The sequence below is a fragment of the Janthinobacterium sp. BJB446 genome (genome assembly GCF_002735655.1).
GTDB classification, from domain to species: domain Bacteria; phylum Pseudomonadota; class Gammaproteobacteria; order Burkholderiales; family Burkholderiaceae_D; genus Janthinobacterium; species Janthinobacterium lividum.
Genome location: NZ_PDZK01000001.1, coordinates 283,078 through 297,258 on the forward strand (window position 1 = coordinate 283,078; position 14,181 = coordinate 297,258).

Genomic DNA, 14,181 nt, shown 5'->3' on the forward strand with positions numbered 1-14,181 from the left:
ACTTTTTAATGTCGAGGATGCATACTTAATTTGCTACTGTTTTTGATAATTCCTGTATTTCATCATGCCCGGCTGGCGCGCCTTTCCTCGCCTGCGGCAGGTGGATGGCCAGCACCGTGCCCCGGCCCGCCTGGCTGTCGATGCGCAGTTCGCCGCCCAGCGCGTGGACGCGTTCGCGTATGCTTTTCAGGCCGAAGGCGGCCTTCTTGCCGTGATCGTCCGGCTGCATGCCGATGCCGTTGTCGCTGATGCGCAGCACGATGGCATCCGTATCCTGCGCCAACGCCACCTTCACCTCGCTGGCCTGGGCGTGGCGCACGATGTTCGACAGCGATTCCTGCAGCACGCGGAAGATGGCCGACGTCTGGCGCTGGTCCAGGCCCAGGTCGGGCACCTCGCTGTCGAGCGATAGCTGGTAACGGATGGCGCCGCGGCTTTCCATCTGGCGTATCAGCCATTCGGCCGCCGGGCCCAGCCCCAGCTCCAGGGTGCTGGGATGCAAGTCATTGATGATGGTGCGCACCGAGCGGATGGTGGCATCGATGGTGTCGAGCACGCGCTGGGCGTGGCGGTGCAGGCGCGGGTGGGACTTGGCCGTGCGCGCATGCAGCAGCGACACGTCGATGCGCAGCACCATCAGGTTCTGGCCCAGGTCGTCATGAATGTCGAGCGCGATGCGGCGCCTTTCCTCTTCCTTGATGGTCTGCTGGTGGTCGGTCAGTTCGCGCAGCTGGGCCAGGGTGCGCTGCAGGTTCTCCTCGTTGCGCTTGCTTTCCGTGATGTCGATGCCCATGGCGATGATCATCTGCGGCCGGCCTTGCGCGTCGAAGATGGGTTTTTTATGCGTCTGCAGCAGGCGGTTTTCCTGCAGCCGCGCATTCCATACCAATTCTTCGCGGATCACCACCTGGCGGCTGGCAAACGCTTCCTGGTCCGCCGCATGGAATCCCTGGGTCTGGTCCGAGGGAAAGTGCTGCACGTCGCGTCCCTCGGCGATATCCTGGAATAGCACGCCCCATTGCTGCTCGCAGGCCTGGTTCATCAGCAGCATGCGCGAATCGGCGTCTTTCAGGAACAGCGACAGGGGCATCATGGAAATGATGTCCTGCAGCCGCTCTTCGCTGCGCGCCAGTGCCGCTTCCGTTTGCGCGCGCATGGCGATTTCCGCGGAGAGCTGGAGATTGACATCGAGCAGCTGCGCCGTGCGCAGGGCCACGCGGTTTTCCAGTTCCGCATGGGCGACGCTCAACGCGTGTTCGGCCCGCTTGTGTTCCGTGATGTCGCTGGCCAGCACGAGGGCGCCCGTCAGGCTGCCTTGCGGGTCGTACAGGCAGCGGCCGCTGATCATGGCCCAGCGTTCCGAGCCATCGCTGTGCAGGTAATGCAGTTCTCCCATGCAGCTATCCGTGGCTGTCTGGCGCAGCGGACACAGGCGCAGCAAGGTAGCCTCGTCGTGGAATTCCTCCATGGTATGGTCCAGCAGCAGTTCGGCGGGGAGGCCCAGCATGTCGCACAGGCGCTGATTGACGTGCAGGATGCGGCCGTGCGCGTCCGTTTGCCACATGCCGTCCTGCGCCGCTTCGCTCAGGTCGCGGTAGCGCATGGCGCTGGCATCGAGCTGCTGGCGCGTGCTGGCCAGGTGGGCGCGTAGCGTGCGCATCAGCCACATGGCGATGCCGGCGGCGGCCGTCAGCAGCAGGGCCAGCCAGACATGTTCCCAGAAGTCGAGTGCCTGCCAGGCTGCGCCTGCCAGCCAGCCCAGCATGATCAGGATGAGGGCGGCGCATGCCGTACTCAGCGTTTCAATCGACCATTTGCTCATCCGCGTCCCTGGCGTCATGGTTGGCCGCTGCGGTGCGCCTGGCGCCGAAGAGGGGAAAGTATCTGACGCTAGTGTAATACCAAATGTTGTTTTATTGAGAATATTTTTCCATTGAGCAAGCAAAAGGGCCGGCCCTTGCGGTGCCGGCCCCTGCCTGCCGATGGCAATGTGACGCTATCAGCCCGTATTGCGCAGGCCGGCCGCCACGCCATTGATCGACAGCTGGATGCCGCGGTGCACCCTTTCATCGATCCGGCTTTCCGCCGACAGGACGCGGTTGCGCTTGATCAATTCCACCTGCAAGTGGTTCAGCGGATCGAGATAGGCGAAGCGGTTCTGGATCGAGCGGGCTAGCAGCGGATTGCCCGCCAGGCGCTCGGTATTGCCGGTGATCAGCTCCAGGCAGCGCAAGGTGTTGCCATGCTCGTCCGTGATGCGCTTGTAGATGCGTTCGCGCAAGTCCAGGTCCGCCACCAGTTCCGCATAGCGCGAGGCAATCGCCAGGTCCGTCTTGGCCAGCACCATGTCCATGTTCGACAGCAGGGTGGCAAAAAATGGCCATTCGGCATGCATGGCGCGCAGGGTGGCGATTCTTTCATCCTGCGCGGCGCCGTCGGCCTGCCTGATCCAGGCTTCGATGGCGCTGCCAAAGCCGAACCAGCCCGGCAGCAGCAAGCGGCACTGGCCCCAGGAAAAGCCCCAGGGAATGGCGCGCAAGTCTTCGATACGCTGGTTGGCCTTGCGCGAGGCGGGGCGCGAACCGAGGTTCAGTTCGGCAATTTCCGCAATCGGCGTAGCCGAGAAGAAATACTCCGTAAAACCCGGCGTTTCATACACGAGGTGGCGGTAGGCGTGGTAGGCGAGGTCCGACAGTTCCGCCATCACGGCTTCGAACTGCGCCAGCTGGCTGTTGCGGGCCGGATTGGCTTCCTGCGGCGCCAGGCTCGCTTCCAGGGTTGCGGCGACCAGCAATTCCAGGTTGCGCCGGCCGATTTCCGCATTGGAGAATTTCGAGGCGATGATCTCGCCTTGCTCCGTCAGGCGGATCTGGCCGTTGACGGTGCCCGGCGGCTGGGCCAGGATGGCTTCGTAGCTGGGGCCGCCGCCACGGCCCACCGTGCCGCCGCGGCCATGGAACAGGCGCAGCTTGACGCCAGCCTTTTGAAAATCGGACACCAGCGCCAGTTCCGCCTTGTACAGTTCCCAGTTGGAGGTAAGGAAACCGCCATCCTTGTTCGAATCGGAATAGCCGAGCATGACTTCCTGCAACTGGCCCTGCTTGGCGATCAATTGCTTGACCAAGGGCAAGGCCATGACCTGGCTCATGATGCCGGCCGCGCGCTGCAGGTCGGGTATCGTTTCGAACAGGGGGATGACCATCAGCTCGCAGCTGCTGTCGCCAGTTTGCCAGTCGGTACGCAGCAAGCCGGTTTCCTTTTGCAGCAGCAATACTTCCAGCAAGTCGGACACGGTTTCCGTGTGCGAGATGATGTAGTTGCGGATGGCTCGCGCGCCGTAGCGCTGGCGGATGTCGCGCGCCGCGCGCAGAATCGCCAGCTCGGAATCCGTTTCCGTGGCGTAGCTGATGTAGGGCGAGTACAGCAAACGCGGCTGGGCCAGTTCGTTCAGCAGCAGCGCTTGCTTATCTTCTTCGGACAGGGCCGTGTAGTCGGCGGCCACGCCGCTTTTCGCGAACAGGTCGGCCAGTACGCGTTCGTGCACGTCCGAGGTCTGGCGCATGTCGAGCGAGGCCAGGTGGAAACCGAAGATGTCGGCCGCGCGCGCCAGGGTGGCCAGGCGCGGGCGCACGAGCGCGGCGCCGTGGTGCGATTCGAGCGAGGCGACGATGGTGCGCAAGTCGGCCACAAAGGCGGCCGCGTCAGGGTATGCGGCTGCGGCGCCCACTTCCTTGCGCAGGATGTTGGTGGCGCCCAGGGCGCGGGCCGTGGCGGCCAGGCGCGCATAGATGCCGATCAGGGCGCGGCGGTACGGTTCGTCGCTGCGGTGCGGCGAGGCGTCCGGAGACTGGTCGGCCAGCGCCTGCAGTTCGCCGCTCACGCCCACCATCAGGGTCGAGACGGACAATTCCGCGCCCAGCGCGTGCACTTCGTCGAGGTAAAAGTCGAGGATGGTGGTGGCGTGGCGCGCCAGCGCGTGCTGCATGGTGCCCGCGTTGACGTTCGGATTGCCGTCGCGGTCGCCGCCGATCCAGCTGCCCATCTGCACGTAGGCGGCATTGATCGGTTCTATGGTGCCATTGCCGTTCGGGTACTCGGCGGCGATGTCGTCCTCGATATCGTCATACAGGCCCGGCAGTTCGCGCAGGAAGGTGATGCGGTAGTAGGACAGGGCGTTTTCGATTTCGTCGGCCACCGTCAGCTTCGAATAGCGCAGCATGCGCGTCTGCCACAGGGTGGCCACGCGCGAGCGCAGCAGCTGCATGTTGGCGTGCCGCTCTTTCGGCGTCTGCGGCAGGTCGCGCTCGGCCAGCAGGCGGGCGATGTCGTGCTCGGCGTCGAGGATGCTCTTGCGCTGCACTTCCGTCGGGTGGGCCGTCAGCACGGGGGCGATCAGGGCGTCCTGGAAGAAGGTGTCGACGGTCTTGCGCGGCACGCCGGCGGCGCGCAGTTTTTTCAGCGCGAAGCTGACGCTGCCCTTTTGCGCCGGCGAGCCGGCCAGCAAATGGGCGCGGCGGCGGCGGATGTGGTGCTGGTCTTCCGCAATGTTGGCCAGGTGCGAAAAGTAGGAAAAGGCACGCACGACGGAAATCGTCTGTTCGCGGCTCAGTTCCTTGAGCATGGCGTCGAGCTCCAGCGCGGCGCCCGCGTCCGCTTCGCGGCGAAAGCGCACGGACGTCTGGCGTATGGTTTCCACCACATTGAAGACGGCGTCGCCTTCCTGTTCGCGCAGCACGTCGCCCAGCAGGCGGCCCAGCAGGCGGATGTCTTCTTTCAGTGGCGCGTCCTTGTCGGAGCCGGCCGCTGGAACTATTTCTGGTGCTACTGCGTCATTGAGCATAATAAAGAACCAAAGTAAGTGTAAAAGCAAGGGAATGTGGATCGCACCGGGCGTTTGGCCGCAGAGGGGAGGGGGCGCATGATAAAATTTGTGGTCTTCAACATGGACGCTAGCCTGACTTGGCCTTCTAGGCCAAGGGATAACGATTATAGCGACGCCAGGCGCCTTTTCGATACAAATTGATATCGGACGGGCCAAATGGCAACGATAATGACAACGACAGCCACAGCGAAAGAACTTGTTTTGAAAGCATCCGAATTGACCCCGAATGAATTGCCCGTGAACGAATTGACGTCGAAGATTCCCGCCCGCCTGGTGATCGCCACGCGTGAGAGCCGTCTTGCCATGTGGCAAGCTGAACACGTGCGCGCCCGCCTCGCCGCCCTGTATCCGCAGTGTAGCGTTGAAATTCTCGGCATGACCACACGCGGCGACCAGATTCTGGACCGCGCCCTGTCCAAGGTAGGCGGCAAGGGCCTGTTCGTCAAGGAGCTGGAAGTGGCGATGGAAGAAGGCCGCGCCGACCTGGCCGTGCATTCGCTGAAAGACGTGCCGATGGAGTTGCCGGAAGGCTTTGCCCTGGCTGCCATCCTCGAGCGCGAAGACCCGCGCGATGCGTTCGTCTCGAACGACTACGCCAGCCTGGCCGAGCTGCCGCATGGCGCCGTCGTCGGCACCAGCAGCCTGCGCCGCCAGTCGCTGATCGCCGCGCGCTATCCGCACCTGACGATTTTACCGCTGCGCGGCAACCTCGATACGCGTTTGGGCAAGCTGGACCGTGGCGACTACGCGGCCATCATCCTGGCCGCCGCCGGCTTGAAACGCCTGGGCCTGGCGTCGCGCATCCGCGCCGTGCTGGCGCCGGAAGACAGCCTGCCGGCCGCCGGCCAGGGTGCCATGGCGATCGAAATCCGCAGCGGGCGCGCCGACGGCGCCGACCTGGTGCGCCTGCTGGCGCCGCTGAACCACACCGATACGGCGCAAGCCGTCACGGCCGAGCGCAAGGTGTCGAAGATCTTCGGCGGCAGCTGCCAGATTCCGCTGGCCGCGTTCGCGACAGTCGACGGTGGCAACATGCGCTTGCGCGCCATGGTCGCCACGCCGGACGGCGCGCGCATGGCCAGCGCCGACGTCAGTGGCCCGGCCGGTGCGCCGGAACAGCTGGGCGAGCAGGTGGCCGAACTGCTGCGCGGGCAAGATGCCGCCGGCATCCTCGCCTCGTGCGCCGTCACACCCGACAACCATGAAGGCCTGGCGCCGCATGCCTGACACCGTGGTGATCACGCGGCCCGCGGCGCAAGCGGGGCCGCTGGCCGCCAAAATCGCGGCGCTAGGCTTGCCCGTGCAACTGCTGCCGCTGTTGGAAATCCATGCGCTTGACGGCGCAGAGGAATGCGCGCAGCTGCAAGCCGTGCTGGCGCGCCTGGCCGAATATGACCTGGTGGCGTTCGTCTCGCCCAACGCCATCGACTGCGTTTTTGCGCACTTGCCCGCCTGGCCGCCCGGCCTGCCGCTGGCCGTGGTGGGCGAGGGCAGCAGGATGGCATTGGGCGCGCATGGGGTGACGGACGCCAACGCGACCATCACGAGTCCGCTCGATACGGCGCGCAGCGATTCCGAACATCTGTTGCTGGCGCTGGACTTGCCGGCCCTGCGCGGCAAGCGCGTGCTGATCGTGCGCGGCGATGGCGGACGCGATTATCTGGCCGACGGCTTGCGCGCCGCGGGCGCCGCAGTCGAGTTCGTCACGGCCTACCGCCGCAAAGTGCCAAGGCTGACGCCGGCCTTGCGGGCGACCCTGGAAAATCTGTTGCAGCATAATAATGACTGGATCATCACCAGCTCGGAAGCGCTGCGCGGTCTGCTGGCGCTGCTGGGCGAAATGGATGCTGAAAAGACAGTTGTTGTGAAAATGCAACAGCAGCATCTGATCGTGCCGCACGCCCGCATTGCACAAACGGCGGCGGCCCTGGGTTTTGCCCGTGTCACCTTGACAGGATCAGGCGACGCAGGAGTGCTCGCCGCGTTACAATCACGACCATGAACGAAATGCCTACACTCTCCGAACCGAATGCAACGCCTGGCAGCGCCGTGAAGACGGCGCCGCAGGCGGCCGACCAACCTGCCGGCCGCGCGCCGACCCTGCTCGAACAGCTGCAAAAGCCCATGAGCATCGCCGTCATCGTACTGGCCGTGCTGCTGGCTGCGCAAAGCTGGTCGACCAGCAAGCAGATCCGCAACCTGCGCGAAGAAGTGGCCAAGCGCCTGCAAAAGGGCGATGTCAGCAACGCCGAAACGGGCGTGCTGGCGCGCAACGTGCAAGAAGGCACGAAAGAGCTGGAAATCAAGGTGGGCGCGCTGGAAAACCGCCAAAGCGAAACGCAAAGCCAGCAGCTGGCCCTGGAACAACTGTACAACGACTTGTCGAAGAACCGCGATGAGTGGGCGCTGACGGAAATCGAGCAAGTGCTGTCGACGGCCAGCCAGCAGCTGCAGCTGGCCGGCAACGTGCCCGGCGCGCTGATCGCCCTGCAAAACGCGGACCGCAGCCTGTCGCGTTCCGACAAGCCGCAATTCATCACCATCCGCCGCGCCATCGGGCGCGACATGGAAAAACTCAAGGCCTTGCCCAGCGTCGATTCGACGGGCGTGGCCCTGCGCCTCGATGCCGTGATCGCCCAGGTCGACTCCCTGCCGATGCTGTCCGACGAAACGCCGGCCTTGCCGGCCGCGCCGGAAAAACCGGGCAAGGCCAAGCCTGTGCGCGATGCGAGCGGCAAGCTGATGGGACCGCCTGCGCCGGAACCGCTGCTGCAAAAAGTGCGCGACGGCTGGAATACCTGGAGCGGCGACATGTGGGCCGACGTGCGTCAATTGATCCGCATCCGCCGCGTCGATACACCGGAAGCGCTGATGCTGTCGCCGACGCAATCGTATTTCTTGCGTGAAAACGTCAAGCTGCGCCTGCTCAATGCCCGCATGGCTTTGTTGTCGCGCAATGAAACGGCCTTCCGCAACGACTTGATCGCGGCGCAGGATGCGCTGGCCAAGTATTTCGACACCCGCGCCAAGAGCACGCAGACGGCGCAAGCCCTGCTGCGCCAGGTGCAGGGCAGCAACCTGGCCATCGAGATGCCAACCTTGTCCGACAGCTTGACGGCTGTGCGCAACTACAAAGCGAAGTCCTGAGCCCATGCGTCTATTTCTCTGGTTACTCGCCCTGATGGCCGCGGCGATCGGTATCGCCGTGACGGCCCGTTTCAATCCCGGCAACGTGGTGCTGTTCTATCCGCCGTACCGCATCGACTTGTCGCTGAACTTCTTCCTGCTGCTGCAGGTCGTGCTGTTCGTGCTGCTGTACCTGCTGGTGCGCGCCGTGCGCGCCACCGTGCGCATGCCGGCGCAAGTGGCGGCCTACCGCCAGCGCAAGCGTGAGCGCGACGGCAACAAGGGCTTGCGCGAAGCCTTGAAAGCCCTGTTCGAAGGCCGTTTCGGCCATGCCGAGAAGGCTGCCTTGCGCGCCGCCGAGCTGGAAGAAAACGCCGGCCTGGCCGCGCTGATCGGCGCGCGCGCCGCGCACCGCATGCGCCAGTCCGAACGCCGCGACAGCTGGCTGTCGCGCGTCGAAGGCGATGCCAGCCTGAAGACGGCGCGGCTGATGACGGTGACGGAATTGCTGGTCGACGACCACCAGCCGGAAGCGGCCCTGGCCGCCGTGCGCGAACTCAATGCCAGCGGCACGCGCCATATCCACGCGCTGCAATGGTCGCTGAAAGCCGAGCAGCAGGCGAAGAACTGGCCGGAAGTGCTGCGCCTCGTGCGCTCGCTCGACAAGCACCGCGCCCTGCATCCGGCCCTGTCGTCGCGCCTGCGCGAACTGGCTTACGACCATTTGCTGTCCGATCCGTCGCATGACGCCGAATCGCTGATGCGCGTGTGGTCCACCGTGCCGAGCGCGGACCGGGTCAAGCCGTATATCGCCTGCCGCGCCGCCACGGCCCTGAATGCGCGCGGCCTGCATGACGAAGCGCGCCTCGTGTGCGAAGAGTCGCTGGCCGCCGACTGGGACGAGCGCGTCGTGCGCGCCTACCGCGAAGCGGCGGCGCCGAGCGGCACGCCGGCCCTGCTGCTGCAGATCGAGCATTGCGAGCAATGGATGAAACAGCGTCCGCTGGATGCGGAACTGGCGCTGACCCTGGGCACCCTGTGCCTCAAGCAAAAACTGTGGGGCAAGGCCCAGCGCCACCTGGAGCAGGCCTTGTCCGACGCGAATGAGCCGCAGATGGTGCGCGACGCCCACCTGAAGCTGGCGCAGATGCACGACGCCTTGCAGCAGACGGAGCAGGCTGCAGCGCATTACCGGCAGTGCGCACTGGCGACCATCCTGTAAGCCTAGTAGATCATTTCCTCGGACGTAAAAAAGCCGTTCAGTGCAGACTGAACGGCTTTTTCTTTGTGCGCACCCCATGGCGGAGTGCGCTGCTACCTGACTAACTTACTTCTTCGGTACCGCAGTGCCTTCCGGCAAGGCATATGCGACCAGGGTGTCGCTCATCTTCGTGCCCAGCGAACCGTGGCCGCCGGCCATGACGACGACGAACTGGCGTCCCGACTTGTTCGACACGTAGCTCATCGGCGTAGCCTGGCCGCCGGCCGGCAGGCGGGCTTTCCAGATTACTTTACCGTTGCTGACGTCGTAGCCGCGGATGTAGTAGTCGAGCGTGCTGCTGAGGAAGGTCACGCCGCCACCGGTGGTGACCATGCCGCCCAGGCTGGGCACGCCCAGTGGCAGTGGAATCGGCACGGGGCCGCTGTCGCGCGTGGTGCCGTTCTTGTGCATCCACACTTTTTTCATGGTGCGCAGGTCGACGGCGGCCACATAGCCCCATGGCGGTGCCTGGCATGGGAAGCCCAGCGGCGACAGGAATGCCTTGATTTCCACGGCGAACGGGACGCCCGTCTGCGGCTGCAAGCCCATTTCGCCGCCCGTGCCGCCCTTGGCGGTCGTTTCCGCGCGCGGCACGAGTTTTTCCAGGAAGCCCATGTAGTCAGGGTTGACGATCAACAACTGGCGCACGGGGTCGATGGCCGCGCCACCCCATTCGAAGATACCGAGCGGGCCCGGCGAGATGACGGCGCCCTTGCCGGCCGTTTGCGGCGTGAACGGGCCTTCATAGCGGCGTTCCTTGAAGATGATGCGGCAAGCGAGCTGGTCGAACGGCGTCGTGCCCCACATGTCCGCTTCGCTGATATTGCGCTCAGGCAAGAAGGTCAGGGCCGAGAACGGCTGCGTGGGCGACAGGGTGTCGCCAGCGGCTGGATTGCTCGTTGGCACGGGTTTTTCCGGCGCCGGCACGACCAGGCTGCCGTCGCGGCGGTCGATCACATAGATGTCGCCCCGTTTTGTCGTGGCCACGACGGATGGCACTTTGCCTTTGGGCGTGTCGATGTCGACCAGCGACGGTTGGCCGCCGATATCCATGTCCCAGATATCGTGGTGGACGGTCTGGTACACCCAGCGTACCTTACCCGTCGCCAGGTCCAGCGCGACGATGGCGCTGTTGAATTTCTCGCCATTCTTGTTGCGGTTGCCGCCCCAGGTGTCGGGGGTTTCATTGCCCATTGGAATATAGACCATGCCCAGCTTTTCATCGATGCTGGCCACGCCCCACGAATTGGGCGAGTTGTTGGTGTAGTTCTTGCCTTCAGGGAAGGGCGCCGTATCTTCCGGCGTGGCCGGGTCCCAGTTCCACATCAGCTTGCCGGTAACGGGATCGTAGCCGCGGATCACGCCCGATGGCTCTTCCGTCGAATGGTTGTCCGTCACGCTGGCAGCGATCACGGCCATTTTCTGCGAGACGGCCGGTGGCGACGTTGGCATCAGGAAACCGCGCTTGATCATGGCCATGTTTTTATACAGGTTAACGACGCCGTTGTTGCCAAAGCTCTTGCACGACTCGCCCGTATCGGCATTGACGGCGATCATGGTGCCGTCCATGGTCGGCGCCAGGACGCGGCGCGGGCATTCCATGCCGGCAGCTTCAGGGGCGGGATTGTTCTTCGCGCGGCCCGCGTTGACGTCCCAGTACGCCACGCCACGGCAGATCATGTGCTGGTAGCTGGCCGCGTCGCGGTTGATCTTCGGATCGTGGCGCCAGATTTCCTTGCCCGTGTCCGGGTTCAGGGCGATGACGATATTGTGCGGCGTGCACAGGTACAGCATGTCATTGACCTTCAGGGGCGTGACTTCGTTGGCGATCTCGCCCGGGTCGTTCGGTCCCTTGAAGTCGCCCGTGTGGTAGGTCCAGGCCTCTTTCAAGCCGGAAATATTCGCCGGCGTGATCTGCGCGGCGGGTGCGTAGCGGTCGCCATAGCCGGAGCGGCCATACGCGGACCAGTCGTTGTACTCGACGCCGGGCGACAGATCGCCGCTGGCGGTGGCGGCCATGTTTTCGGCCGGCACGTCGCCATGCAGGTCATGGTAATCCTGGAACAGGGCGATGACGCCGGCGATGACGGTCAGGGCCACGGCGGCGGAGAGGGCCGTCCTGCCCGCCTGTGGCTGTTTTGCTGCGGCGGGTGGCGCCAGGCGGCGGCTGACGAAGGGCAGCAGCAGCCAGGCGGCGGCGGCAAACCAGATATCGAGGCGCGGCAGCAATTGCCACCAGTCGAATTTCACTTCAATGACGGACCAGATGAGGGTGGCGGTCAGCAGCAGCGCCATGAACGGTTGCGCGCTGCGCTTGCCTTTGAAGACGAGCACGCCCGCGACCAGCATGCCTATACCGGCCAGCAAGTAGTACCAGGAGCCGCCAAGCGTGGCCAGCCAGATGCCGCCGCCCAGCAGGGCGAGGCCAAACAGAATGAAAATAACGCCGGTGACCTTTAATAAAGGACCGGGCCGGAAAGAGGGAATCATCATATTCCTTTTTGCAAGGATTTATCGGTGGCGCGTTGCTGCGCCATATTGATTTCAGGGAAGGCGTCGATTGCAGAATATACAAAGTTTGGAATCACCAGAATGTGACAGTTTATCAGAATTGATGATTGTCTTCCGGTCGTGCCATTTTTTGGCGGGGCTCTTGTTTGAATCAAATAAACACTTCAAATAAGAACAAATATTATGCTGGATAACGGTTTTGCGGGGCTGGAAGGCCGACTGGAGGGGAGAGGGCGGGGTGGTCGCGCAATAATGCAGGGGTGCCGCGGAATGAATGAAAATAAAACTGTTGTTATAAGTGGCTGCAAAAAATGCAATGCGGATTATAATAACCATGCCTGGTGTGTGGCGATATTCAAATGAAAATGCGCGGATATTCCATCGGCATTAATTCAAGGCGTCGGTAGTATTGCTTAGGTGTTTGTACTTATTATTGCCGATGGTTTTTTCATTCTCTCGATGGCCGGCTGCGCGCGCCGGCGGGCCATGCACGCCACTGTTGCTGGCGGGACGCGCAAAACGCCGGCGGGCTGCTGCTGCATCGCACAAGGTGCCTGTACTTCGCTATAATTACGCGGTTAAAACACCATCCGCTAATGAGGAACCCCATGAGTTTGAATAACGTCTCTTCCGGCCGCGACCTGCCGAACGATTTCAACGTCGTCATCGAAATCCCGATGAACGCCGATCCGATCAAGTACGAAGTCGACAAGGAAAGCGGCGCGATTTTCGTCGATCGCTTCATGGGTACCGCCATGCATTACCCGTGCAACTACGGCTATGTGCCGAACACGCTGTCGCCGGACGGCGACCCGGTTGACGTGCTGGTCATCACCCCGTTCCCGCTGATTCCGGGCGTGGTCGTGCGCTGCCGTCCTATCGGCGTGCTGAAAATGACCGACGAGTCGGGCGAAGACGCTAAAGTGCTGGCCGTGCCAGTCGACAAGGTCCTGTCGATCTACAGCCACTGGCAAAAGCCGGAAGACTTGAACGAACTGCGCTTGCGCCAGATCCAGCATTTCTTTGAGCACTACAAAGATCTGGAAAAAGGCAAATGGGTCAAGATCGACGGCTGGTATGGTCCTGAAGTGGCCAAGGAAGAAATCCTGAACGGCGTTGCCGCTTTCAAGACTGACGCCGCCAAAGCCTAAGAATACCCAGTAAAAAACGCTCCCCGCCAGTCATGGCCGGGAGCGTTTTTTTATGCGCGAAACGGACTGTGCTCGTTCAATTCATCGAGGTAGGCGTCGATGCCGCCCCGTTCGCGCTCGAGGAAGCGCTGTACGGCGTCCGCAAAGGCCGGGTGCGCCAGCCAGTGGGCGGACCAGGTCTTTTGCGGCAGGAAGCCGCGCGCCATCTTGTGCTCGCCCTGGGCGCCCCCTTCGAAGGTGGCGATGCCGTTGGCGATGCAAAACTCCAGCGGCTGGTAATACGCCGTCTCGAAATGCAGGCAGGGCACGTGCTCGAGCGCGCCCCAGTAGCGGCCGTACAGGGTGTCGGCCGTGTGGATCACCAGCGAGGCGGCAATGGCCCGGCCTTCGCGCTCGGCGATGACCAATAGAATGTTCTGCGGCATGCTGGCGCCTATGCGCCGGAAGAAGTCCAGGCTCAGATAAGGCGACGAGCGGTGTTCCGCATAGGTATTACTGTAGCAGCGGTGGAACAGCTTCCAGTCGGCCTCAACAGCATCCACACCCCGCACCTGGCGCATGGTGACGCCCGCTTCCCGCACCTTGCGCCGCTCGGCGCGGATATTCTTGCGCTTCTTGTGTTCCAGCGTGGCGAGGAATTGCTCGAAATCCGTGTAGCCGGGATTGAGCCAGTGAAACTGCACGCCACTACGCATCAGATAGCCAGCTTGCGCCAGCTGGCGCGCTTCGCTTTCTGGCGGGAACAGGATATGGCAGGACGACACCTCGCTGGCTTGCTGCTGCGCTTGCAGGAAGGCCAGCAGGGCCGCGCGCGCCTCGCCATCGCGGGCCAGCAAGCGCGTGCCGCTCACGGGCGTAAACGGAATGGCGGACAACAGTTTCGGGTAATATTCGAGACCATGTTGCTGATAGGCCTCGGCCCAGGCCCAGTCGAACACGTACTCGCCATACGAGTGCATTTTCAGGTACAGGGGCAGGGCGGCGGCCAGCACATCGCCTTGCCACAGCACCAGGTAATTCGGCTGCCAGCCCGTGTTCGCGCTGGCGCAGCCGGACTCGTGCAGCGCGTGCAAAAAGGCGTAGGAAAGGAAGGGAGTGGCGTCCGCCTGGCTTGCCAGCAGTTCAGACCAGGCTGCTTCGCCAATTTCAGCCAGGGTAGTGACGATAGCCGTGCGATAATTCATTGTTGTAGTGTGCATTCATCACTCTCGGGGCGCCGCCATCGGCCCGCGCGCCCCTGTCTTGTTTAA

9 protein-coding genes are annotated in these 14,181 nt (G+C 63.3%); 5 read left to right on the forward strand and 4 right to left on the reverse strand.

Going from position 1 to position 14,181, the window contains the following annotated elements:
- Positions 1-25: 25 nt before the first annotated feature.
- The gene (locus CSQ92_RS01340; protein WP_180276906.1) at positions 26-1,822 is read right to left on the reverse strand and encodes a PAS domain-containing sensor histidine kinase; all 1,797 of its coding nucleotides are present in this window, start codon (positions 1,820-1,822) and stop codon (positions 26-28) included.
- 177 nt (positions 1,823-1,999) lie between these two features.
- The gene (gene ppc / locus CSQ92_RS01345; RefSeq protein ID WP_099393026.1) at positions 2,000-4,840 is read right to left on the reverse strand and encodes a phosphoenolpyruvate carboxylase; all 2,841 of its coding nucleotides are present in this window, start codon (positions 4,838-4,840) and stop codon (positions 2,000-2,002) included.
- Positions 4,841-5,083: 243 nt separating this feature from the next.
- On the opposite strand from ppc, the gene hemC reads away from it, so the two are divergent.
- Genes hemC through CSQ92_RS01365 form a run of 4 tightly spaced genes read left to right on the forward strand, consistent with a single transcriptional unit; the run spans position 5,084 to position 9,230 of the window.
- Positions 5,084-6,109 carry a hydroxymethylbilane synthase gene (gene hemC / locus CSQ92_RS01350; RefSeq protein ID WP_257219096.1) on the forward strand — a complete coding sequence of 342 codons (1,026 nt, stop codon included), beginning with the start codon at positions 5,084-5,086 and terminating at the stop codon, positions 6,107-6,109.
- Positions 6,102-6,884: a uroporphyrinogen-III synthase gene (locus tag CSQ92_RS01355; RefSeq protein ID WP_099394545.1), complete on the forward strand. Its 783-nt coding sequence runs from the start codon at positions 6,102-6,104 to the stop codon at positions 6,882-6,884. Before hemC ends, CSQ92_RS01355 begins: the two co-directional genes overlap by 8 nt.
- Positions 6,881-8,029: a uroporphyrinogen-III C-methyltransferase gene (locus CSQ92_RS01360; protein WP_034786161.1), complete on the forward strand. Its 1,149-nt coding sequence runs from the start codon at positions 6,881-6,883 to the stop codon at positions 8,027-8,029. The genes CSQ92_RS01355 and CSQ92_RS01360 overlap by 4 nt, the downstream gene beginning before the upstream one ends.
- Positions 8,030-8,033: 4 nt before the next feature.
- Positions 8,034-9,230: a heme biosynthesis protein HemY gene (locus tag CSQ92_RS01365; RefSeq protein ID WP_071653290.1), complete on the forward strand. Its 1,197-nt coding sequence runs from the start codon at positions 8,034-8,036 to the stop codon at positions 9,228-9,230.
- Positions 9,231-9,335: 105 nt separating this feature from the next.
- Here the strand turns inward: CSQ92_RS01365 and CSQ92_RS01370 are convergent, their stop codons facing one another.
- Complete coding sequence (locus tag CSQ92_RS01370) at positions 9,336-11,762, reverse strand: membrane-bound PQQ-dependent dehydrogenase, glucose/quinate/shikimate family (protein ID WP_257219097.1); 2,427 nt, start codon at positions 11,760-11,762, stop codon at positions 9,336-9,338.
- A gap of 626 nt (positions 11,763-12,388) precedes the next feature.
- On the opposite strand from CSQ92_RS01370, the gene ppa reads away from it, so the two are divergent.
- Positions 12,389-12,931 carry an inorganic diphosphatase gene (gene ppa, locus CSQ92_RS01375; protein WP_034786159.1) on the forward strand — a complete coding sequence of 181 codons (543 nt, stop codon included), beginning with the start codon at positions 12,389-12,391 and terminating at the stop codon, positions 12,929-12,931.
- Positions 12,932-12,981: 50 nt separating this feature from the next.
- On the opposite strand, the gene CSQ92_RS01380 is transcribed toward ppa, so the two are convergent.
- The gene (locus CSQ92_RS01380; RefSeq protein ID WP_099393027.1) at positions 12,982-14,115 is read right to left on the reverse strand and encodes a GNAT family N-acetyltransferase; all 1,134 of its coding nucleotides are present in this window, start codon (positions 14,113-14,115) and stop codon (positions 12,982-12,984) included.
- Positions 14,116-14,181: the final 66 nt, after the last annotated feature.